The organism is Glycomyces sp. NPDC048151, assembly GCF_043202775.1.
Taxonomy (GTDB): Bacteria; Actinomycetota; Actinomycetes; order Mycobacteriales; family Micromonosporaceae; genus Glycomyces.
Genome location: NZ_JBIDBB010000005.1, coordinates 130,501 through 149,564, shown reverse-complemented (window position 1 = coordinate 149,564; position 19,064 = coordinate 130,501). Strand labels below are relative to the sequence as shown.

Below are 19,064 nucleotides of genomic sequence, written 5' to 3'. Positions count from 1 at the left end.
GGAAGTTTGCGGGTATCGCTCCAGGCTGGACGGCGGTATGCTCGAAAGCTACTCACTGTACGAACAGGAGGCTTCTGTGCGCATTAGTGATATTTTGCGAGCGAAAGGCGCGGCGGTCGTCACCATCAGGTCCGACGACACGGTCCGCTCGCTGGTGGCCAAACTCGCCGAGCACAACCTGGGCGCACTCGTGGTGAGCGACGACGGGAACACCGTCGCCGGGATCGTCTCCGAGCGCGATGTCGCCAGGGGGCTGCACGCGCGGCCCGACCTGCTCGACGCGCCCGTCGCGCTCGTCATGACCGCGGACGTCCAAACCAGGATTCCGAGCGACTCCATCGAGGACCTCATGGTGCTCATGACCGAGCGGCGCATCCGCCACGTCCCGGTCGTCTCCGACGGCGGCGTCCTCGTCGGCATCGTCAGCATCGGCGACGTCGTCAAGAACCGCATCGGCCAACTCGAATTCGAGAAGCAGCAGCTGGAGGGCTACATCGCCGGCATCTGACCGGAGGCGGGGCGCCGGGCGGCCGCCCGAAACTCGATCGGCGTGTGGCCGGTGCGCTGCTGGAAGTACTTCGAGAAGTTCGTGGGGTCCCTGAAACCGAGGTCGCGGGCGATCTTCGCCGCGGTGCGGTCGGAGTGGGCGAGCAGGCGCTTGGCCTCGAGGACCACACGGCGGTCGATGAACTCCTTCGCGCCCGAACCGGTCGCCGCGATCGCGGCGCGCGCGAGCGTGCGCGGCGAGTACCCGAGCCGCGCCGCGTAGTCCTCGACCCGGTGCGTCTCGGTGAAGCCGCGCTCGACCGCGTAACGGAAGCGCTTGAAGGTCTCGCTGACCTCCCCCGACGGGGCCTCGGCCGCGCCCGCGTGGGCCAGCCGGAGCACCAGGACGGCGACCAGGTGGCGCATCGCCGCGAGGTGGACGCTCAACGGCAGGTCGCCGAGGGCGCGGAACTCGCTCTCGAGATGCGCCCGAGCCGTCTCCAACGCGTCGGCACGCTCGGGGCGGAAACCGATGGGCGCGCCGGGCTCGTCGGCCCGCGCCGACTCGGCCGTCTCAGGGTCGAGGAAGTCGCCCTCGAACAGGACGAGAGTGCCTTCGACGCCCGCCAGATCGCCCCATCGCTGGACCTGGCCCGGCCGCACCCACAGCCAGTCGCCCGGACCGGCCTCGTACTCCTCGAAGTCGACCATGAACCGCAGGCGGCCCTCGCTCGGCGCGATGAGCTGGTGGAAGTTGGGGCGCAGCAGGCGTTCCAGGTTCGCCAGGCCGCGGCGGCGCAGCCCGCCGAGGTCGAGCACCTCGACGCCCGCGGGCGAGCCGATCGGGGCCCGGAAGTCGACGGCGAGGATCGGCTCCGAAGCCTGTCGGTTTTTCACCACCATGAGTCCCGAGTGTATCGGGCGGCGTCCCAGATCCGGCCCTAGTTTTGAGCCGTCAAGGCGGATGCGCACCGCAGCGGTGGCGCACAGGAGCAAGGGAGGACGCCATGGGCACCCCGAAGGAAACGGTACTGGGCGCGGCGAAGGAACTGTTCGCGGACAAGGACCCGTCCGCGGTCGACCGCTGGGTCGCGTCGGACTACAAGCAGCACTCGGCGCTCGCGCCCGACGGCCAGGAGGGCATCCGCGGCCTCGTCCAAGGCCTGCCCGAGGGCTTCAGCTATGAGGGCGTGCGCGTGATCGCCGACGGCGACCTCGTCGCGCTGCACGGGATCTACCACGGCTTCGGACCCGACCCGCTGGTCGCGTTCGACCTGTTCCGCGTCGAGGACGGCAAGCTCGCCGAGCACTGGGACGCACTCGTCCCGGTCGTGAAGGACACCGCGAGCGGCCGCTCCCAGACCGACGGGCCCACCCAGGTGACCGACCTCGACAAGACCGAGGCCAACCGCGCGCTCGTCACCGAGTTCGCCGAGAAAGTCCTCAAGGGAGCCGACTATTCGGTCCTCACCGACTACATCTCGACCGAGCAGTACGACCAGCACAACCCCGAGGCCGCCGACGGCCTCGACGGCTTCGGCGCGGCCGCCGCCGCCTGGGGCGAGCAGGGCAAGAACCTCGCGTACCGCACCATCCACAAGGTCGTCGCCGAAGGCGACTTCGTGCTCCTCCAGGCCGAGGGAGAGTTCGGCGAACCGGTCGCCTTCTGGGACCTCTTCCGCGTCTCCGGCGGGAAGATCGTCGAGCACTGGGACGTCGTGCTCCCGATCCCGGCCGAACTCCCGCACGGCAACGGCCTCTTCTAAGACACGCCGGGCCCGGCCCCGCTCGGGGCCGGGCCGGGCGTGGTCACTCCGGGACGGTCAGCTCGCCCTGGGCTTCGAGGGAGAGGTCCTGCCAGTCGGCCCAGTTCTGGAGGCGGTCGGCGTACGCCTTCTGGAGCATCGGGTAGAAGCCCAGCCCCCACAGGACCCGCAGCGGCGGGCGGTCGAGGTCGGCCAGCTTGAGCATCGCCCGGGCCGAGGCGGCCGGGTCGCCCGCGGGCTGGCCCTTGACGGCTTCGGCGAGCCTGGCGCGGAGCGGCACGTACGCCGGGAGCGCGGTCGCCATGTGGCCGTTGTCGAGCGGGTCGGGGTTCTTGCCCTTCCGGGTGGCGAAGCCGCCGGGCTCGACGATGGTCACCTTGATCCCGAACCCGGCGACCTCCGCGGCGAGCGCCTCGTTCAAGCCCTCCACCGCCCACTTCGACGCGTGGTAGGCGCCGCCGAGGGGCATCCCGATCAGGCCCGCGGCCGAGGAGAGCTGAATGATGTGGCCAGACCCCTGCTCGCGCAGGTGCGGGAGGACCGCCTGGACGACCCAGACCGCGCCGAACACGTTGGTCTCCATCTGGTCCCGGAGCTCCGTTTCGGACAGTTCCTCGACCGCGCCGACCTGGGCGTACCCGGCGTTGTTCACGACGACGTCGATCCGGCCGAAGTGCGCGACGGCCGCTTCGACGGCGGCGGCGACCGCGGCCCTGTCGGTGACGTCCATCGCGAGCGGCAGGACCGCGTCGCCGTACTGCTCGGTCAGTGCGGCGAAGCCCTCGACGCCGCGGGCGGTGGCCGCGACCTTGTCGCCGCGCCCCAGGGCGGCTTCGACGAATTCGCGGCCGAGACCGCGGGACGAACCGGTGATGAACCAGACCTTGCTCATGGCTTCTTCCTTTGCGTGCTGTCGGGAGCGGCGCTGCCGCGGGTTCGCCATATGAACCGGACGGGGGCGCGATTGCTGACAGCACTCGGATGTGAAGGCCGACACAGGGTTCGGTCAGGCGCGGATGAAGTACTCCAGTTCGCCGATCGCCACGGCCTTGCCGGGCTCGTGGCCGTAGGTGCCGAGGACGGTGAGGCGCACGGCGGTCACGTCGCTGACGCCGAGTTCGAACGTCTGCGGTTCGGCGGAGTCGGCGAGGGTGACGGTCTCGGTCACCGCGCCGCCGTCCGCGGTGAACATGCGCAGTTCGACCTCTTCGGGCCGGGCCTGGGCGAGGAACGCCTCCTGGTCGCGTGCGACGCCGGGCGAGACGATCAGGTAGACCAGCCGCACCGGTTCGGCGAAGTCGGCCTGGACCCATTCGTCGACGCCGTCGCCTTCGAGGTCGGGGGCCCAGTACTCGTTGGAGATGCCGTCGAACGCGAACTCGGCGCTGGTCGCCTCGCTCGAGGCGCTGATCGTGCTGGGCGACACCGGTTTCGCGTCGGCGACACGGTCGCGCAGGTTCTCCAGCCACGGGTGGGAGACGGGGAGCGCGGGGAGGAAGACGATGAGCAGGAGCACGGCCGAGACGATGAGCGAGACGAGCACGAACCGTCTGATGTGGAACTTGCGGCGGGGCTTGCGCCGGTAACCGGCGGCGTGCTCCCTGCGGCGTCGCCGCCAGCGCCGCCACCAGGGTTCTTTCGCGGGCGGTGCGGCCTGGCGCAGCCGCGTGCCGCAGGAGCGGCAGAAGTGGCGGGCGGGGTCGTTGCCGATGCCGCAGGACGGGCAGGCCGGGCCGTCAGGAGTCGGATGGGGCTGCGGTGCGGCGGCGCCGGGGACCGCGGCTTCGGGCTGGCCTTCGGCGGACGCACTCGGACCGGTCGGCGGCTCTGCGGGCCCGTCGGCGATCGGGCGGCCCGCGTCGGGACTCGGAGCACCGGCTCGCCCGGCAGCGCGGGAACGCTCGTCGGGCGGCTGCGCGGCGGACGGCGCCGGACCGGCCGGCTGCGTCTGCGGCGCAACGGGTTCCGGGGCTGCGGAGGGTTCTTCCTCCCAGCTCAGGTACTCACCGCAGGTGCCGCAGAAGCGGTCCTGCGGGTTCGCGGCGGTCCCGCAGCCTTCGCAGACGGTCACCGGTCATTCCTCGTCTTCGGGCAGCGTGACCGTGAGTCCGTTGAGGACGGCCGCGGGACGGCAGGCGTCGGAGCTGGCTCCGGGCAGGCGCGGTCCGGGCGTATCGCAGACCACGCGGAGCGTGATCTCCTCCCCCTCGGGCACTTCGATGGGCGTCACGAAGTGGTAGTCGAGGTCCCGGAAGTTCGCGAGAGAGAGCCGGTACTGGACGTCGCCGTCGATGAGGATCTCCAGGACCCCCGTGTCGCCCTGCGGGTTCTCCAGGATCAGGTCGGTGAGGGCGAACATGGTCTTCTCGGCGGGCTCGTGCGAGTCGGTCGCTGTGGCACCGGCGTTGGCGGTGACGTCGAGGCGCACCGTGGTCGCGGTCTCGACCGGCGCGGGCGGGGCCGGTTCGAGCGTGGTGTCCTGGAGTTCCTCCAGGACCTCCTCAGCGAGCGCCTCCGCCGACTCGCCTTGTGCGGCTGCCTCTTCCGCGTCCTCCTCTGCGGCGGCGGCCTGCTCGCCCAGGGCCTCCAGGTCGTCGGCGACGGCCTCGGTGGCGGCGCTCTCGACGGCGGGTTTGAGCAGGAACATCCAGGCCGCGATGAGCAGCGCGGTGAGGGCGAGGATCGCCGCGAGCCAGCGCCCGGTCGACTTGGGGAAGAACGGCCGCTGCACGAGACTGCCGTCCATCACGTGCGGCTCGGCGCCGTCGCGGTGGGCCTGGGCCTGGAACGGGTGCGTGACCGGGCCGCCGCGCCAGCGGCGCTTGCGGGCGCGGACCTTGAGCTTGGAGAACATCGCCTGGCCGGGCGGGACGACGAGCCGTTCCGGGTCCGGGGTGACGGTGAGCGCGCCGTCGGGGTCGGCGCCGCTGAGCCCCACCTCGATCGGCACGTTGCCGCGGTTGTCGACCGCGACCTCGTGCCTGCCCCGGCGGCGGCCGGTGGAGGTGCGCGGGATGAGTTCGGCCGTCGTCTCGTAGAACGGTTCGACGTGCAGTTCGCCTTCGACGACGACGGCGGTGCCGGGCTGCTCGGTTGGGAGCACGCGCACCGCGTACGGGACCGGTCCGGCGGGCACCGTGGGCAGCCGCGGCGGGGAGAAGACGATCTGGACGGCCTGGTCGCGGCCGGGGTAGATCGAGAGCTCCTGGGGTTCGACGAGCGCCCACGCGGCGGGCGCGCCCAGGACCTCGAACCGGTAGGACTCGACGATCTTGCCCGTGTTGTGGACCGACAGCGCGCACGCGGCTGACTGGCCGCACACGACGTCGAGCACGGGCTGACTGAGGGAGGCGACGGTGGCCATACCTGGACGGTAGGCGCGCCGGGCCGATCCGTCGGTGGGGCTTGGGGAAGCGAAGCAGGCAGCGTTCACTGCCCGTTCGGCTCCCGGTCCTTCGCCGAGTCGCATGAGGACCATGCCGTTCACACGAACGAGGGAGTCCTTACGGATGGTAGTCACTCGACCGCTCAGCGGATTCTCCCGCTCCCGCAACGGGCATAGCCTGCTCCTACCCCGGCACACTTCTCCGACCCCTGGGAGCCGACGTGTCCGTCAACCCTTCCCCACAGGGCCCCAACGGGGCTCAGCCCGGTTTCTGGTCCCGGCTGTCCACCGGCCAGACCGTTCTCGTCGTCCTCGCCATGGCCCTTGTCGGGGCCTGCCTCCTCAGCTTGATCGTCGGCGCGCTCGCCGACGCCGGGACGCCTGAAGAGAAGGTCACCGAATCGGAGCGCCCTTCCGAGACGGCGTCCGAGGCGACCCCGATCGAGAGCGAATCCGCGAGCCCGTCCGCAGAGCCCACTACTGAAGCGCCGACCACCGAAACGGCCGAGACGACCGAGGCCGCCGATGAAGGCGGCGGCGGTTCCGACGTGTACTACGAGAACTGCGACGCAGCAAGGAATGCCGGTGTCGCGCCCGTCTACGAGGGCGACCCCGGATACCGTGCCGGGCTCGACGGCGATGGCGACGGCGTCGGCTGCGAGGACTCGTCGAGCAGCGGCGGCTCGGGCGGCGATTCCGGAGGCGACTCCGGTGGCGACTCGGGAGGCGGCGACTCCGGTGGCGACGACGATGATGACGACGGCGGCAGCGTCTACTACGAGAACTGCGACGCGGCCCGCGCCGCAGGCGCCGCGCCCGTCCACGCGGGCGATCCCGGATACGGGTCGCACCTCGACAGGGACGGCGACGGCGTCGGCTGCGAGTGAGACGCCAGAGCCCGCAGGCGATCTCGCCTGCGGGCTCATGCGTGCGGCCGCGTCCGGTACGCGCGGCCGTCCGCGTTCTTAGCGGACGCTCCAGCTCTGGTTGGCGGTGCCGCTGCAGGTCCACAGGATCAGCTGTGTGCCGTTGGCGGTAGCGGCGCCCATCGCGTCCAGGCAGAGGCCGTTGTGGACGTTTGTGATGGTGCCGTTGGCGTTGACGGTCCAGCGCTGGTTCGCGCCGCCTGAGCAGTCCCAGGCCACGACCTTGGTGCCGTTCGCCGTGCCCCAGCCGTACGCGTCCAGGCACTTGCCGCCGACCTTCAGCTCACCGGCCGCAGTGCGGGTGAACTGCTGGTTGACGCCGCCGTTGCAGTCCCACAGCACTGCCTGGGTCCCGTTCGCCGCCGGCGAGCCGGGCATGTCCGCGCAGCGGTTCGAAGCGCCGCCCGTGATCGCGGTGGTGCCCGCCTGCTGGCCGGTCAGGCCGAAGAAGCGCAGCGTCTCGGTCTCGCGGATCGGCGGGAAGTGGTTGACGCCCTGGAGGCTGTTCGCCTCGACCACGGCCTGGCCTCCGCTGCCGCCGTAGCGGGTGCGGGTCCAGTTCGACTCGGGGTAGTCGGTGGCGTCGGGGGTCTGGTCGGTGCCGTTGACGTTCGTCCACTGCTCGATCTCCTCGCGGAAGTTCGGGTAGCGGAGCGCGTCGTCCTCGGTGCCGTGCCAGAGCTGCATACGGGGCCACGGCCCGCTGTAACCGGGGTTGGCGTTGCGGACCGCGTCGCCCCACTGCTGCGGCGTGCGGTCGATCCGGCCTTCGGAGCACTCGGAGTTCCACATCGAGCCGTTGTCGGTCGCGAAGCAGGTGAACGGCACCCCGGCGTACGCCGACCCGGCCTTGAAGACCTCCGGGTAGACGCCGAGCAGGACGTTGGTCATCATCGCGCCCGAGGAGAAGCCGGTCGCGAACACCCGGTTCGGGTCGGCGCCGTGGTTCGCGAGCACGTAGTCCACCATGGACTTGATGCTGACCGAGTCGCCGCCGGTGCCGTTGAGCGAGGCCGGGGACGAGACGTCGAAGCACTTGTAGTCGCGGGTCACGTGCGGGTAGATCACGATGTAGCCGTACTGCTCCGCGAGCTCGTCGTACTGCCAGCCGAAGGCTTCGGCCGCGGATCCGTTGCACCAGTGGGAGGCCACCACGACTGCCGGGTTCGGGGCGACGTTGTCGGGCACGTACAGGTACATCCCGAGGCCGCCGGGGTTGTTCCCGAAGTTCGTGATCTGCGTGAGCTGGGCGGCCTGGGCCGGCTTGGGGGCCGCGAAGACCAGGAGCGCGGAGGCGAGCGCGACCGCTGTCGCGAGGACGGCGGCCGCGCGGCGGCGCCATCGGATGAGTCCTGCCATGGAGGCTTCTTTCTCTCGGGAGGGCGGATGCCGGTGAACGGACATCCGATGAATGTGAAGTGCTGCATCAGGTCGCGGGGTTTCATCGCCCCGTGTTGCGGTCGATGCGCCGCCGTTCCCCGGTATTTAGTTGGCACATGCGACGGAAACAATGATGCGTGTCGACATCTCGATCTGTCAATAGATTGGATGAATTCCATCGATGACCTCGGGTCGCGAAGGGCTGCTGCCCGATCGGGCAGCGAGGTCCGCCCTCGGCCGCGGTCGCTCGGCCCTTTCGCGCCGCCCTCGCTGCGGGACCATCGAGGGTGCGGGCGAGTGCCCGCAACCCGGCGAGCGAGGTGGTCATGCGGGTCCTGCTGCGAGCGTTGCTGTCCGTCGCCGTCGTCATGGCGACGGTGACGGTGGTCCGGGCCGCGGCCAGCGCCGACCCGCCGACGCTGGAGGAACTGGGCGACCCCACCGAAGGGCGCCTTGCCTACTCGGAGCTGCGGTACGGGCGCACGACGGTGGCGAACCAGGACGACGGCGGCGAGGCCTACTTCCCGCTCGACGAGTACGGCCTGAACAACGCCATCCATGCCGAGCAGCGCAACGGCGTCATGGTCTTCGCGAGCGACCTGGGCGCCGGGGACGACCTCCACCGCGAGATCTTCGCCGTCATCGACGACGAGCTGGTGCAGGTCACGGACAACGGCTCGCTCAACCACCGGCCGTCCGTCTCGCCCGACGGGCAGTGGGTGGCCTTCGAGAGCCTGGACCCCGAGGGCGGGCAGTGGCGGATCCGCCTGATCCGCATCGACGGCACCGAGGAGCACGTGCTCGCACCCGTCCCGGCCGGAGCCCGGTGGCCGAGCTGGTCGCCCGGCAGCGACGCGGTCGCGTACGAGTCGGCGAGCCGGATCTTCCGGGTGCAGGCCTTCGAGGCGGACGCCGAGCCGGTCCAGCTGACCGACATCCCTTCGGGGGAGCCGAACTGGAGCGACGACGGGGACGGGGGCGCATGGATCGCGTTCTCCGGTTTCCCTGACCCGGACTCGGGCGCCCGGGAGGTCATGGAGATCCCCGACGACCTGTGCGGCAACGAGTTCCCGACGTTCTGCACCCCGTACCGGACCCTGTGGGAGGCGGGTTGGGACGAGGACGCGTACGAGCCCGCGTACACGCCGGACGGGATCGCCTTCACCACCACCGATCCCGACGTGTACGGGCGGGTGTATCTGTACGAGCCCACGGGCGACGGCGCGATTATCCTGCCGGTGTCCCCGGACGTGCGGCGCTCGAGCCACCCGACGTGGCTCGGGGACGTCGTGGGCTACGCGGCCGACATCAGCGAGAGCCGGATCTGGACGTCGATGCCGGACGGGACCGACCCGTTGCAGCACAGCGGCACCGCGGTGTTCAGCGCCGACGAGGAGCCCGCGTACTCCCCCGACGGGCGGCGCCTGGCGTACAACACGGAGGTCTTCGACGAGTACGGGCAGTCGCTCAGCGGGTCCATCCGCATCGGCGACCTCGACGACCCGGCCGCGGACCCGGTGCTGCTTGAGGCCCCTGAGGGCGAGTACTACCGGGCGCCCGCGTTCTCGCCGGACGGGCAGCTCCTGGCCGTGGAGCACTGGTTCCTGTACCCGCCGGGCGGCGAGAACTCCCAGTTCGTCTCCGAGATCGCGGTGTTCGACCTGGCGGACCCGACCGGGCCGGTCCGGCGGCTGCCGCATTTCGAGGCGGTGGACGAGTTCGACCGGCTGTGGGCCTCAGTGGACTCCGGGCCGTCCTGGTCGCCCGACGGGACGAGGCTGGTCTTCTCGCGCGGCTGGATGCCGTTCGGCAACGCCGGCGAGTTCGACGACTACCCGCCGCTGCCGTACTCGTTCTCCGCCATGTTCCTGCACGTGGTCGACGCCCAGTTCGCAGACGCGCCAAGGCAGATCACCTCCGCTCCCGAGGACGATTACGGTGCCGACTGGAGCGCCACCTGGTCCCCTGTAGACGAATCGCTCATCGTGTTCGTGCGCGAGAGCGTCCTGTGGTCGGTGGACCCGGACGACTGCACCGGCCCCGTGGAGGACCCGTGCGCGAACGGAGAGGTCCCCGTCGCGGGCGACCTCGCGGAACTCGACCTCTCGAGCCCGGCGTTCTCCCCTGACGGCACCGTGCTCGCCGTGGTCGGCGGCTTCGAGTACAGCCCCGGGATCGCCGCGATCGAACCGTTCGCGACGGTCGACCCGACCTACGACAACACGACGATCTGGACGCTGCCCGCCGTCGGCGGCGAAGGCGTGCAGGTCAGCGAGGATGCCGCCTATTACCGCCAGTTCGGCAGCCCCGCATGGCAGCCGACCGCCGACATGGCGCTGCACATGGAGCCCGACCCGGACACGGTGCCGCTCGACGACGAGTCGACGGTGACGCTGACGGTGTCGAACCTGGGCAGGGCCGCCAGCGCGGCGAGCGTCGAGATCACGCTGCCGCCGGGCCTGTCGGTGGCCGCGGCCCCCGCGGGCTGCGCGGCGGACGGCTCTGTGTGCACAGTGGACTCCATGGCGACCCGGACGCAGTCGCAGATCGAACTGGTCGTCACCGGCGACGCCGTGGGCGACCAGCCGATCGACGCCGTAGTCGTCCCGGTCGCGGTGGATCCGGATCTGGGCAACAACGCCGCCGCCACGTCGATCGCCGTGGAACCGCCGCCGCCTCCGGGGCAGCCCGGCCTCACGGTGGTGGCGGCCGTCGCGCCGACGCCGGGCTATGTGGGCGGCGACGACCTCACGGTCACGTTCACCGTCACGAACACTTCGACGGTGATGTTGGGGGCGGTGGAGCTCACGGCGACACTGCCCGCTGCGCTGCCGGTGTCGGGCGCTCCGCCGGGGTGTACCGCCGGATCGCCCTGTGTGGTGGGGCCGCTGGCGCCGAGCGCGTCCGCCGAGGTCGTGTTCACGTTGTCGCCCGACGCGGCGATCGAGTCGACGGCGTCGGCGATCGCGACCGTCTCGGGCGTCTCCGCCGGCGACGCCGCCCCGGTCGTGGTGCTGCAGCCGAGGATCACGGTCAACCCCGGGCTCGGGCCGCCCGGGCGGCCGACCCTGGTCACCGGGCAGGACTTCCCGCCCGGCGCGGTCGTCGCGGTCGCGTGGGACGGCGGGCTCGCCGGTCAGTCCACTGAGGCCACTGTGGCGGCGGACGGCACGTTCGCCGCGATGCTGCTCGTGTTCGGCCACGACCAGCTCGGGCAGCGCGACGTGCTCGCCGATTCGGTGTCGGGTCAGGCGTTCGGCACCGTGCGGGCGCCGTTCCTGGTCGTGCCCGGCGGGTTCAGTCCGCCCGACTTCGTCGGGAGGCGGTGATGCCCGCGGGGGCAGTCGCGGCTGCCCGTTCGGCTGCCCTAACGCACAGTGGAGGGACGCGGCGGACGGCGGACAGTAAGAGCAGGCGCGAGCGAGCGGGGTGACGGTGGCGAGCGGGACCTTGAGAGCGACGGCCGAGCGGACGCGCTCGGCCCCTGCCGCTGCCCGCAAACCGCACCCGCGGCCGGTCCGGCCTACGGGCGGCGCGGGGCAGCTGCTGTGGCTCCAGGCGGCCGCCGGGAACAGCGCGGTGTCGAAGATGATGGGGGCCAAGCAGAACGACACGGCACAGCGGGCCGCCGCGCCCGTGCAGCGGGACGCGGGGGCGTGCCCGGCCCCGCCGGTCGCGCCGCCGGGGGTCACCGCCGACCAGGACCCGAAGTTCCAGCAGGTCAAGAAGGACGTGGCGCGGAAGGGCAAGGCCGCCAAGGCGCATCCGAACGCGCAGAACGAGGTCGGTGAGGCGCAGGCCGCCGCCGAGCCTCCTGCGGACGACCGGGAGGCGCAGGCGAAGGCCGCGCACACCGCCGAGATGGCGCAGGCGAAACCGGCCGGGTTCGACAAGGCAGCGTTCATCGCCGCCGTCACCGAGGCGATCGCGGCGCAGCGGCCGCAGACGAACGAGGAGGCGACCGAGTTCGCGTCCTCCGGCAAGGCCGGGGAGATCAAGGACCAGGTCAGCGGCATGGTCACCGCCGGGAAGGACAAGTCGGGCAAGGAGATCGCCGACTCCAGCAAGAAACCGCCGGACCCTGGTGCGGCCGTGGAGAAACCGGTGACGCCGATGACGCCGCCGAAACCCGCGCCCGACATCAAGCCGCCGGACGGGAAGAAGGCGATCCCGGACAAGGCCCCCGCGGAGCAGACCGAGCTCGGGTCGACCAAGTGCGAGCTGAACGAGAAGATGGCCGGTGCGGGCGTCACCGAGCAGCAGCTGAAGAACTCGAACGAGCCGGAGCTCATGGGCGCGGCCGACGCGAAAGGCAAGGCCGAGGAGCACGCCGCTACCGCCCCCGCGCAGATGCGGGCCGACGAGCAGGCCCAGCTCACCGGGGACGTCGCCGGTGCCCGCGCCACAGGGGCCGCCGGCGTCGCGGGCATGGTCGGCGACAACGCCCGCGCGATGGGCCGGGCCGGGGCGAACAAGACCGCCGCCAAGTCCCGCGACGAGCGCGAGCGGGCGCGCATCAGCGGCGAGATCAAGCGGATCTTCGACACGACCAAGACCGAGGTGGACGGCATCCTCAGCGGCATCGACGCCAAAGTGGACACGCTGTTCACGGCCGGGGAGGCCAAGGCCCGCGCGGTGTTCGAGGCCGACCACCAGCGGCGGATGCGCGAGTACGAGGACGCCCAGGACCTCGTCACGTGGATCGCCGACAAGTTCCGGCCCACCAGACCCGAAGTGCTGCAGATCTTCACCGACGCCGCGAAGACCTACGAGCGCGAGATGCAGAAGGTCATCTCGAACATCGCCGACGTCATCGGCGCCGAGCTCGACAAGGCCACCGCGCGCATCCAGCTCGGCCGCGACCAGGTCGCGCGGTTCGTCGCCGAGCAGCCCCGCGAACTCCGGAACATCGCGCAGGAGGAGGCGGGCGAGATGGGCGACCAGTTCGCATCGCTCGACTCCTCCGTCACCGAGAAGTCCTCCGCGCTCGCCGAGGACCTCGCCTCGAAGTACGCCGAGGCGCGCGCCGGGATCGACGCGAGAGTGCAGGAGCTGCAGGCGGAGCACCGCAGCTGGCGGGACCAGGCCGTGGACGCCGTCGAGGGCGCGATCGACACGATCACCAAGCTCAAGGACATGCTCCTGGGCGTCCTCGCGCGCGCCGCGGGCGCGATCGACAAGATCATCGCGGACCCGATCGGGTTCCTCGGGAACCTCGTCACCGCCGTCAAGAACGGCGTCATGGCGTTCGGCGCCAACATCGCCACGCACCTCCAGACCGGACTGAAGGCCTGGCTCCTCGGCAGCCTCTCCAGTGCGGGCATCGAGATCCCCGAGGAGTTCGACGTCAAGGGCATCCTCAAGATGGTCCTCTCGATCCTGGGCCTGACGTGGCCCGCGATCCGGGCGCGGATCGTGCGGTTCATCCCCGAGCCGGTCATGGCGCGCCTCGAGCAGATGGTCGAGGTCGTGCAGATCCTCGTCACCGAGGGCGTGCCGGGCCTGTGGCGGTGGATCGTGGAGAAGCTGGGCGACCTCAAGGAGATGGTGCTCGGCCAGATCAAGGAGTTCGTGGTCTCCAAGATCATCCAGGCCGGGATCGTGTGGATCATCTCGATGCTCAACCCGGCGGCGGCGTTCATCAAGGCCTGCCAGGCGATCTACAACATCGTCATGTTCTTCGTGAACCAGGCCGCGCAGATCAAGGAGTTCGTGGACGCCGTCCTCGACGGCATCGACTCCATCGCCTCCGGCGGCGGCGGGGCCGTCTCGGCCCTCATCGAAGGGGCCCTTGCGAAGGCGCTCCCGATGGTCATCGGCTTCATGGCCAGCCTCCTCGGCCTCGGCGGCATCTCCGAGAAGATCCGCGGCATCCTCCAGAAGATCCAGGAGCCGGTAGGCAAGGTCATCGACAAGGTCATCGGCACGATCGTGAAGATCGGCAAGGGCCTGCTGCGCGGCCTGCGGCGCGGCGGGGCCGCGGTAGCCGGGGCCGTGAGCGGCGCCTGGCGGTCGGTCCTCGGGAAACTGTCAGGGAAGAAGTCCGTGACAATGAAGGGCAACAGCCACCAGGTCTGGGTGGCCAAACGGGGCGGCACGTTCCAGGTCATGATGGCCAGCCGCACCGACACCATGCTCAACAAGATCGGCATCGCCCTGGCCAGCAAGAAGGTGCGATCGAAACCCCAGCTCGTGACCGAGCTCAGCGCGGCGCGGAACCAGGCGAAGCAACTGCAGGACGACGTGTTCACCTACGACCACGCCGCCCCCGATCAGCGAAAGGCGCGCGAGGCCGAAGCCCAGCTCATGGCGCTCACCGATGCCATGCTGGGACACCTCCACGCGATCGGACAGGAACTCGACATCGACGAACTCAAGGGAACGCGGTGGACCCTGGACGGCGAAGAGCTCATCCCGGAGGCCGCCGGGGACGTCCGCAACATCTTCTACGGCGGTTCGCACAAGTACCGGTCGGCGCTGCCGAACCCGGGCAAGCCGTTCCTGTGCCCCGGCTGGCCTGCGCACAGGAACCCCGCCAAACAGAAGCCGCACATGGCCCCGTCCAGCGAGTGGAGCGTGGACCACAAGGACTCGGTCGCCCAGCACTGGCTGAACACGGGGCGGAAGAAGGACCAGGCGGAGCGCGACAGGTACTACAAGGACCCGGCGAAACTACAGGGGATGTGCTCGTCCTGCAACGGCAGCAAGAGCTCCCGTGACCCGGTCACGCTGGTGAAGGAAGTGTTCACCCCACGCGTGGAGATCCCAGAGTTCAAGGGCCCGGACGGCAACGAGTGACCGACGCGGGCGGTCAGGCGTCGGCGGCGGGTTCTTCCTCTTCCTCCGTGCGCTGCACGTAGGTCTGGGCCATCGCCTCGGGGTCCTCTTCGGCCGGTTCGGGGGCCTCCTCACGCTGCACTGTCGGCTCGGCGAGGCGCTGCACTTCGGTGTCGCCGCAGCCGTCGTCGCAGCGCTGGACCGGGGCGGCCGGGGCGGGCGCCGACATGACCGCGTCCGCGTTCGCGGACGCCTCGCGCTCGAAGCGGTCCGACGGGTCGCTGACCTTGACGCCCCCGCCCGCGTCGGTGCCGTCGACGGGGCCGCTGCGCTGCTGGACGACGTGCGTCAGCTCGTGCGCGAGCATGTGCTTGCCCGAGTCGCTGCCCGGGTCGTAGTTGCCGCTCTGGAACACGATGTCGGAGCCCACGGTGTACGCCTGCGCGTTCACCGACTTCGCCGACTCGTGCGCCGCGCTGTCAGTGTGGACGCGCACGTTCGAGAAGTCCTGCCCGAAGCGGCCCTCCATGTCGGCGCGGGTGTCGAGGTCGAGCGGACTGCCGCCCGAGCCGATCACGTCGTGCACCGGCGACCGCTCCTCCTCCAACATCGTGGCCACGCCCGCGTTGCCCACGGCGCGCTGCAGACCGAGCACCCCCTCCGCGCCGAGCACGTCCGCCCGCCCGAGCGCCGCCGCCGGGAGCGCGGGCTCGAACTCGGACTGCTCGATCCGGTCCGCCTTGGGGCGCAGGGAATCGGACTCGAACTCGTTGCCGTGGTCGCGCATGGCCGTTCGCCTCCTCGCGCCCGCACCGGGCGCAGCGGTGTCAGAGACCTCCAGCCTGCGCCCTCCCGCGCGGCCCGGCAAGGGGCGGAGCACCGTCCGAACGGGCCCGAGCCCCTGCCCGTTCGGGCATTTCACTGCGTCACCGGGCGGTTTCGGACCGTGGGAGAGCGCCGGTTGAGCGCACGTTGAGCGACGACGGCGACACTGCTCGCGAGTGCCCCAACCGCCCCCGCTACCCCTGGGAGAGGTCGATGAACCGTGTGCCCGTCTACATCAGCGCCAGCGACCCCATCTGCCATGCCGGACTCGCGAGCCAACTGCGGCCGCGCCCGGAGGTGCTGGTGCTCGACGAGTCCGAACGCGACCGCGCCGACGTCGGCATCGTAGCGTCCGACGCGGTCGACGAGGAGGCCCTGCAGTCGCTCCGCGCGCTCAAACGGGGCGGCATCCCGTGGCTCGTCGCCGTCTGCGGCCGCGTCGACGAAGCCGACCTCGCCTCCATCATGGACGTCGGCATCGCCGGGATCGTGCGCCGCAGCGAGGCCACCCCGGACCGGCTCGTCGCCGTCATCGCCGCCGCCGCGAAGGGCGAAGGGACCGTCCCGCCCGACCTCCTGGGCCGTCTGCTCAGTCAGGTCGGGCAGCTCCAGCGCCAGATCCTCGCCCCGATGGGCATGCGGCTGTGCGGCATGTCCGACCGCGAGATCGAAGTCGTGCGCCTCGTCGCCGAAGGCCTCGACACCGTCGAGATCGCGTCGAAGCTCTCCTACTCCGAGCGGACGATCAAGAACATCCTCCACGACATCACCAGCCGCCTGCACCTGCGCAACCGCGCCCACGCGGTCGCCTACGCGCTGCGGAACGGGCTGATCTGATGATCCACGAGGTCGACTCCGCGCTCCGGCGCGTCATCGTCGAGGACGCCCTCGGCGGCAGCGGCGTCGAGGTCGCGTTCGACGCCCCCACGAAGGAGTGGGCGTCGAGGCGCAACGCGCCCACCGTGAACGCGTTCTTGTACGACATCCGCGAGGACCTGCGCCGCCGCAGCCGCGGCCTCGTCAACGAGTACCGCGAGGACAAGACCGTCGCGGCCCGGCGCCTGCCGCCCCGCTACATCAAACTGTCCTACCTGCTCACCGCATGGACGCAGCGGCCAGAGGACGAGCACCGGCTCCTCTCGGTCATGCTCGCCGGATTCCTCAAGCACGAGTCGCTGCCCGCGGACACGCTCACCGGATCGCTCCGGGACATCGGCCTGCCCGTGCCGATGACCGTGGCCCTGCCGCCGCCCGAGGACCGCGCCTTCGCCGACGTGTGGACCGCGCTCGGCGGCGAACTGAAGCCGTCGCTCGACATCGTCGTCAGCGCCCCCGTCGACTCCGGCCGCGTCTGGCCCGCCGGACCGCCCGCCACCGGCGGCGTCGGCCTCAGTGTCGACGGCGACGAACCCGTGCGGCACAACGTGACCCCCGGCGACGGCGACGAACACGAGGTCGCCATGACCCGGCGGCCGCGATGACCGACGGGCACCACCTGCTCGCCCGCATCGGCGCGGTAGAGCGGCGCCTCCGCCGCGCCGTCGCCGAGCGGCGCGCCGCCGACCCGAACCCGGACGACCAGTTCCGCGGCCTCTACCTGTCGGACGAGGCCGTCGACGCGCTCCTCGAGACGCGACGCGAACCGTTCGCGCCGCCGGAGGACGCCGGCCCGGTCTCGGGGCGGCTCGCCGCGCTGGCCGAGGCCGCGCGGTTGACCGCCCTCGACACCGAACTGCTGCTCGTCGCGATGGCGCCCGATGTCGACAGCCGCTTCGAGCAGTTCTACGGGTACCTCAACGACGACGTGACCCGACGCAGGCCCACGGTCGGACTCGCGCTGCGGCTGTGCGGGCTCGCCGAAGCCGACGTGGACGGCCGGGCCCGGCTCGACGCGACCGCGCCGCTCCTGGCGTGCGGCCTGGTCACCTTGGGCGACAACGAGCGGCCGTTCCTGTCGCGGTCCCTGCGGGTGCCCGACAGGGTCACGTCGCACCTCCTCGGCGGGGACGGCTGCGACCCGGTCGCCGCCCCTCTGGTCGAGACCGCGACACCGGTCCCCTGCGGCGACGACCGGCTGGCGGCGGCCGTCGCCGCCGGAACCGGACTGGTCTACCTGCACGAGGGCCTGGGCGGATCGGCCGCATCGGCGGCCGCCGCCGCGTTCGGCAGCGCCGGGCGGGCGGCCCTCGCCGTCGACTGCAGGCTCCTGCCCGCGAAACCCGAAGACCTGCCCGAGACGGCCACCGCGCTCGCCCGCGAAGCGGTGCTGCGCGGAGCCGGGATCGTGGCCGGGCCGGTCGACGCGGGGTCGTGCACCGCCCTGCTCGCAAGGCTCGAAAACGTGCCGGTCCCGTTGGTGCTGTACGGCTCCGGCGGCTGGGACCCTGAGTGGAGCCGCCGCCAACCGCTGCTGCTCAACGTCGGCGTCGCCACGCGAGCCGAACGCGCGGAGCTCTGGAGGGCCGCGGCCGGACCCGAGCTCGCCGCGGAGGTCGACCTGGCCGCCGAGACCGCGCACTTCACGCTGTCAGTGCGGCAGATCGATCGCGCCGCCGAAGCCGCCGCGCAGCTCGCGCGCGCCGAAGGCGAACCGATCCGGGCCGGGCACCTGCGCTACGGCGTGCGCAGCCAGAACGCCGCCGGGCTCGAACACCTCGCCCGGCGCATCGAACCGGCCGTCGGCTGGGACGACCTCGTCCTGCCGCCCCACATCCTCGACGGCATCCGCGAACTCGCCGTCCGCGCCCGCCGCCGCGACCTCGTGCTCGACGAGTGGCGGATGCGGCCCGGCGCGGGGCGCGGCATGGGCGTCACCGGCCTGTTCGCGGGCGACTCGGGCACCGGGAAGACCATGTCGGCCGAGGTCATCGCCGCCGACCTCGGCATGGACCTGTACACGGTCAACCTCGCCACGGTGGTGGACAAGTACATCGGCGAGACCGAGAAGAACCTGGAGAAGATCTTCACCGAGGCCGCCGGAGTGAACGGCGTCCTCCTCTTCGACGAGGCCGACGCGATCTTCGGCAAGCGCTCTGAAGTGCGCGACGCCCACGACCGGTACGCCAATGTGGAGTCCGCTTACCTGCTGCAGCGCATGGAGTCCTTCGAGGGCCTCGCGATCCTCGCCACCAACCTGCGCGCCAACCTCGACGAGGCCTTCACGCGGCGGCTCGACGTCGTCGTCGACTTCCCCGTCCCCGACGCCGAACAGCGCCTGCTGCTTTGGGACCGGTGCCTCGGCAGGGCGATGCCGCGCGCGGGCGACCTCGACCTGGAGTTCCTGGCCGACGCGTTCGAGCTCGCGGGCGGCCACATCAGGTCCGCCGCCGTCACCGCCGGGTACCTCACCGCCGAAGCGGGCGGCCGGGCCACCATGGCCCACGTCGTCGCGGCGGTCGCCCGCGAATACCGCAAACTCGGGCGGCTCTGCCTAGAGCGGGAGTTCGGCGACTACCTGGAGCTGGTGATATGACCGGCCGGACACACGGCTGCCCCTCGGGGCAGCCACGACTTCCCTCA

General features: G+C 71.2%; 14 protein-coding genes. 8 read left to right on the top strand and 6 right to left on the bottom strand.

The window, feature by feature from the left end; genetic code table 11:
• The first annotated feature begins 76 nt into the window (after positions 1–76).
• Entirely contained in the window at positions 77–508 is a 432-nt protein-coding gene (locus ACGGCP_RS13345) for a CBS domain-containing protein (RefSeq protein ID WP_392965411.1), read from the top strand.
• Here ACGGCP_RS13345 and ACGGCP_RS13340 read toward each other — a convergent pair.
• Positions 490–1,389 (bottom strand): helix-turn-helix domain-containing protein, encoded by a 900-nt coding sequence (locus tag ACGGCP_RS13340; RefSeq protein ID WP_392965408.1) that lies wholly within the window; start codon positions 1,387–1,389, stop codon positions 490–492. The genes ACGGCP_RS13345 and ACGGCP_RS13340 overlap by 19 nt on opposite strands.
• Before the next feature lie 104 nt (positions 1,390–1,493).
• Between ACGGCP_RS13340 and ACGGCP_RS13335 the strand changes: the two genes are divergently transcribed.
• On the top strand, positions 1,494–2,252 hold the full coding sequence (locus ACGGCP_RS13335) for a nuclear transport factor 2 family protein (RefSeq protein WP_392965405.1): 759 nt from the start codon (positions 1,494–1,496) through the stop codon (positions 2,250–2,252).
• A gap of 43 nt (positions 2,253–2,295) precedes the next feature.
• Here ACGGCP_RS13335 and ACGGCP_RS13330 read toward each other — a convergent pair whose 3' ends face one another.
• From ACGGCP_RS13330 to ACGGCP_RS13320, 3 genes are all read right to left on the bottom strand, one after another.
• Positions 2,296–3,144 (bottom strand): SDR family NAD(P)-dependent oxidoreductase, encoded by an 849-nt coding sequence (locus ACGGCP_RS13330; protein ID WP_392965402.1) that lies wholly within the window; start codon positions 3,142–3,144, stop codon positions 2,296–2,298.
• A gap of 114 nt (positions 3,145–3,258) precedes the next feature.
• Complete coding sequence (locus tag ACGGCP_RS13325) at positions 3,259–4,323, bottom strand: NADase-type glycan-binding domain-containing protein (RefSeq protein WP_392965399.1); 1,065 nt, start codon at positions 4,321–4,323, stop codon at positions 3,259–3,261.
• A gap of 3 nt (positions 4,324–4,326) precedes the next feature.
• Complete coding sequence (locus ACGGCP_RS13320) at positions 4,327–5,616, bottom strand: hypothetical protein (protein WP_392965397.1); 1,290 nt, start codon at positions 5,614–5,616, stop codon at positions 4,327–4,329.
• 242 nt (positions 5,617–5,858) lie between these two features.
• Here ACGGCP_RS13320 and ACGGCP_RS13315 point away from each other — a divergent pair, with 242 nt between their 5' ends.
• A complete protein-coding gene (locus tag ACGGCP_RS13315; protein WP_392965395.1) occupies positions 5,859–6,524 on the top strand; it encodes an excalibur calcium-binding domain-containing protein in 666 nt (221 codons plus the stop codon).
• A gap of 78 nt (positions 6,525–6,602) precedes the next feature.
• Here ACGGCP_RS13315 and ACGGCP_RS13310 read toward each other — a convergent pair whose 3' ends face one another.
• Positions 6,603–7,922: a PHB depolymerase family esterase gene (locus ACGGCP_RS13310; RefSeq protein ID WP_392965392.1), complete on the bottom strand. Its 1,320-nt coding sequence runs from the start codon at positions 7,920–7,922 to the stop codon at positions 6,603–6,605.
• Positions 7,923–8,269: 347 nt separating this feature from the next.
• Between ACGGCP_RS13310 and ACGGCP_RS13305 the strand changes: the two genes are divergently transcribed.
• Positions 8,270–11,272 (top strand): hypothetical protein, encoded by a 3,003-nt coding sequence (locus tag ACGGCP_RS13305; RefSeq protein WP_392965390.1) that lies wholly within the window; start codon positions 8,270–8,272, stop codon positions 11,270–11,272.
• A 121-nt stretch (positions 11,273–11,393) separates the two neighbouring features.
• Positions 11,394–14,741 (top strand): hypothetical protein, encoded by a 3,348-nt coding sequence (locus ACGGCP_RS13300; protein WP_392965387.1) that lies wholly within the window; start codon positions 11,394–11,396, stop codon positions 14,739–14,741.
• Between the two features lie 13 nt (positions 14,742–14,754).
• Here ACGGCP_RS13300 and ACGGCP_RS13295 read toward each other — a convergent pair whose 3' ends face one another.
• Positions 14,755–15,507: a DUF4157 domain-containing protein gene (locus tag ACGGCP_RS13295; RefSeq protein WP_392965384.1), complete on the bottom strand. Its 753-nt coding sequence runs from the start codon at positions 15,505–15,507 to the stop codon at positions 14,755–14,757.
• Between the two features lie 251 nt (positions 15,508–15,758).
• Here ACGGCP_RS13295 and ACGGCP_RS13290 point away from each other — a divergent pair, with 251 nt between their 5' ends.
• The 3 genes from ACGGCP_RS13290 to ACGGCP_RS13280 are packed head-to-tail and all read left to right on the top strand — an operon-like array spanning position 15,759 to position 19,017.
• Positions 15,759–16,382, top strand: a complete 624-nt coding sequence (locus ACGGCP_RS13290; RefSeq protein ID WP_392965382.1) for a response regulator transcription factor — start codon at positions 15,759–15,761, stop codon at positions 16,380–16,382.
• A complete protein-coding gene (locus tag ACGGCP_RS13285) occupies positions 16,382–17,026 on the top strand; it encodes a DUF4255 domain-containing protein (protein ID WP_392965379.1) in 645 nt (214 codons plus the stop codon). The genes ACGGCP_RS13290 and ACGGCP_RS13285 overlap by 1 nt, the downstream gene beginning before the upstream one ends.
• Positions 17,023–19,017: an ATP-binding protein gene (locus ACGGCP_RS13280; RefSeq protein ID WP_392965377.1), complete on the top strand. Its 1,995-nt coding sequence runs from the start codon at positions 17,023–17,025 to the stop codon at positions 19,015–19,017. The genes ACGGCP_RS13285 and ACGGCP_RS13280 overlap by 4 nt, the downstream gene beginning before the upstream one ends.
• Positions 19,018–19,064: the final 47 nt, after the last annotated feature.

Coding starts and splice junctions, on each gene's coding strand:
- ACGGCP_RS13340 (WP_392965408.1), bottom strand. CDS start 1,389: ATGGTGGTGAAAAACCGACAGGCTTCGGAGCCGATCCTCGCCGTCGAC.
- ACGGCP_RS13335 (WP_392965405.1), top strand. CDS start 1,494: ATGGGCACCCCGAAGGAAACGGTACTGGGCGCGGCGAAGGAACTGTTC.
- ACGGCP_RS13330 (WP_392965402.1), bottom strand. CDS start 3,144: ATGAGCAAGGTCTGGTTCATCACCGGTTCGTCCCGCGGTCTCGGCCGC.
- ACGGCP_RS13320 (WP_392965397.1), bottom strand. CDS start 5,616: ATGGCCACCGTCGCCTCCCTCAGTCAGCCCGTGCTCGACGTCGTGTGC.
- ACGGCP_RS13310 (WP_392965392.1), bottom strand. CDS start 7,922: ATGGCAGGACTCATCCGATGGCGCCGCCGCGCGGCCGCCGTCCTCGCG.
- ACGGCP_RS13305 (WP_392965390.1), top strand. CDS start 8,270: ATGCGGGTCCTGCTGCGAGCGTTGCTGTCCGTCGCCGTCGTCATGGCG.
- ACGGCP_RS13295 (WP_392965384.1), bottom strand. CDS start 15,507: ATGCGCGACCACGGCAACGAGTTCGAGTCCGATTCCCTGCGCCCCAAG.
- ACGGCP_RS13290 (WP_392965382.1), top strand. CDS start 15,759: ATGAACCGTGTGCCCGTCTACATCAGCGCCAGCGACCCCATCTGCCAT.
- ACGGCP_RS13285 (WP_392965379.1), top strand. CDS start 16,382: ATGATCCACGAGGTCGACTCCGCGCTCCGGCGCGTCATCGTCGAGGAC.
- ACGGCP_RS13280 (WP_392965377.1), top strand. CDS start 17,023: ATGACCGACGGGCACCACCTGCTCGCCCGCATCGGCGCGGTAGAGCGG.